This is a genomic window from Mesorhizobium sp. M4A.F.Ca.ET.020.02.1.1 (assembly GCF_004022645.1).
Lineage (GTDB): Bacteria > Pseudomonadota > Alphaproteobacteria > Rhizobiales > Rhizobiaceae > Mesorhizobium.
In genome coordinates this window covers 1-2,662 of sequence record NZ_RZOI01000789.1, presented here as the reverse complement: position 1 = coordinate 2,662, position 2,662 = coordinate 1, and the positions used below count along the sequence as shown (strand labels likewise).

Annotated in this window: 3 protein-coding genes and 1 pseudogene; all 4 read right to left on the bottom strand. The window is 62.3% G+C overall.

The window, feature by feature from the left end; translation table 11 throughout:
• The coding region (locus tag EN742_RS31135; protein ID WP_148670381.1) for an ABC transporter ATP-binding protein at positions 1 to 598 on the bottom strand (598 nt) is incomplete at its 3' end.
• A 52-nt stretch (positions 599 to 650) separates the two neighbouring features.
• Entirely contained in the window at positions 651 to 1,475 is an 825-nt protein-coding gene (locus EN742_RS31130; protein WP_126057038.1) for a carbohydrate ABC transporter permease, read from the bottom strand.
• Between the two features lie 11 nt (positions 1,476 to 1,486).
• The gene (locus EN742_RS31125) at positions 1,487 to 2,359 is read right to left on the bottom strand and encodes a sugar ABC transporter permease (protein ID WP_126057039.1); all 873 of its coding nucleotides are present in this window, start codon (positions 2,357 to 2,359) and stop codon (positions 1,487 to 1,489) included.
• A 140-nt stretch (positions 2,360 to 2,499) separates the two neighbouring features.
• Positions 2,500 to 2,662: pseudogene (locus EN742_RS31120) on the bottom strand (sugar ABC transporter substrate-binding protein); the annotation flags it as partial.

Below are 2,662 nucleotides of genomic sequence, written 5' to 3'. Positions count from 1 at the left end.
TGGTCATGGCCTCGACCTGGTCGTGGGTGACGTAGATCATCGTCGTCTTGAGCTGATGATGCAGTTCGCTGATCTCCAGGCGCATGGTGCCGCGAAGTGCGGCGTCGAGGTTGGACAGCGGCTCGTCGAACAGGAACGCCGAAGGCTGGCGCACGATGGCGCGGCCAATGGCGACGCGCTGGCGCTGGCCGCCGGAGAGCTGGCCCGGACGACGCTCGAGGTAGTTGGTGAGGTTGAGCACCCGCGCGGCGTCCTTGACCTTCCTGTCGATGGTCGCCTGGTCCTCGCCCGCCATCTTCAGCGGGAAGGCGATGTTCTTGGCGACCGTCATGTGCGGATAGAGCGCATAGGACTGGAACACCATGGCCAGCTTGCGCTTGGCCGGCGCCTCGCCGGTGACGTCGCGGCCGTCGATGCTGATGGTGCCGCCGCTGGTGTCCTCCAGCCCGGCGATCAGCCTGAGCAGCGTGGACTTGCCGCAGCCCGACGGACCGACGAACACGACGAACTCGCCATCCTCGATGACCAGGTCGATGTTCGGAATGATCGTCGTCGACCCAAAGGATTTGGAGACGTTCTTGAGCGTGATGTTTCCCATGGTTTCCTCCCCGAGGGATTATTGTCCGTCGTCCGCCGCTTGCGGCGCCCTACTACTTCACCGCGCCGAATGTCAGGCCGCGCACCAGCTGCTTCTGGCTGAACCAGCCCATGATCAGGATCGGGGCGATCGCCAGCGTCGAGGCCGCCGACAGTTTGGCCCAGAACAGGCCTTGCGGGCTGGAGAAGGAGCTGATGAAGGCGGTCAGCGGCGCGGCCTCGGTGGTGGTCAGCCGGATCGTCCAGAAGGCTTCGTTCCAGGCCAGGATGATGTTCAAGAGCATGGTCGAGGCAATGCCCGGCACCGCCATCGGGGTGAGCACATAGACGATCTCGTTCCATAGCGAGGCGCCGTCCATGCGCGCCGCCTCCAGGATCTCGCCCGGGATTTCGCGGAAATAGGTGTAGAGCATCCAGACCACGATCGGCAGGTTGATCAGCATCAGCATGACCATCAGACCGACGCGGCTGTCGAGCAAGCCGGTGTCGCGGAAGATCAGGTAGATCGGGAACAGCACCGCGACCGCCGGCATCATCTTGGTGGACAGCATCCACATCAGGATGTCCTTGGTGCGCTTGGTCGGCGAGAAGGCCATCGACCAGGCCGCCGGGATGGCGATGATGAGCGCCAGGATGGTCGAGCCAACCGACAGGATCACCGAATTCAGGAAGAACTTGAAATAGCCGCTCTGCGCCTGGACCTCGGAATAGCTCTCGAACGTCCCCGAAGGGATCAGGGCGAAGCCCTGGATCGCCTCCTGCTCCGATTTGAACGAAGTGATGATCGTGTAAAGGATCGGGAAGAAGATCAGCAGGGCGACGATCCAGGCCGCCACCGTGGCGATCGTCTTGTGCTGGGTGGTGACTGCGCGTGCCATCTTATCCTCCCTTACTTATCGAGGTTCTTGCCGACTGCGCGCATGGCGAAGAAGGCGACGATATTGGCGAGAATGACGGCGATCACGCCACCGGCGGATGCCTGGCCGATTTTGAATTCGAGCAGCGCCTTCTGATAGACGAGGAAGGGCAGGTTGGTGGAGGCGTAGCCGGGGCCGCCATTGGTTGTGACCAGGATCTCGGCGTAGACCGAGAGCAGGAAGATCGTCTGGATCAGGATGACGACGGTGATGGCGCGCGACATGTGCGGCAGCGTCAGATAGATGAAGCGGCTAAGGAAGCCGGCGCCGTCCATCTCGGCCGCCTCCTTCTGCTCGCCGTCGAGCGACTGCAGCGAGGTCAACAGGATCAGCGTGGCGAAGGGCAGCCACTGCCAGGCGACGATGATGATAACGGCGGTCAGCGGATGCTGGCCGAACCAGTCGATCGGCTGGCCGCCGAAGAAGCGCGCAATATCGGCGAAGACGCCGTATTGCGGGTGCATGATCATGTTCTTCCAGACCAGCGCCGCTACCGGCGGCATGACGAAGAACGGCGAGATGACGAGGATGCGGACGATGCCTTGTCCCCACATCGGCTGGTCGATGAGCATCGCCAGGAGGATGCCGCCGACCACCGTGATCACCAGCACGCTGACGACGATGGTCAGCGTGTTGAGAATGGCCGCAAAGAATGCCGGGTTGGAGTAGAACAGCTTGTAGTTGGAGAACCAGACAAAACCGTCGCGGATCGGGTTCAGCGGATTGTATTGCAGGAACGAGAACCAGAGCGTGAAGGCCAGCGGCACGATCATCCAGACGAACAGTAGGATCACCGATGGCGCCATCATGAAGCGGGCAAGCGAACGGGTCTGCTGAGTAGCCATGACGGTCACCCTCCAAATGTCAGCCGGATTTTAGAGTTGCGTCACAATTTTCTTGATTGTGAAGGTGGCCGCCCGAACTGGGTTTCGGGCGGCCAATGCCGGTCATGATGCGCTACCGGCGTTCGGCACCGGGAGGAGCCTTACTTGATGTAGCCGCCCTCGGTCATCGCCGCGGTGGCTGCGTCCTGGGCCTGCTTCAGCGCGTCGTCGACGCTCGACTGGCCGGCGAGGGCCGCCGAGAACAGCTGGCCGACGGTGGTGCCGAGACCCTGGAACTCAGGAATGGCGACGAACTGCACGCCG

Bases quoted from the DNA above. Each gene is read 5' to 3' on its own strand.
- EN742_RS31125 (WP_126057039.1), bottom strand. From the start codon at position 2,359: ATGGCTACTCAGCAGACCCGTTCGCTTGCCCGCTTCATGATGGCGCCA.
- EN742_RS31130 (WP_126057038.1), bottom strand. From the start codon at position 1,475: ATGGCACGCGCAGTCACCACCCAGCACAAGACGATCGCCACGGTGGCG.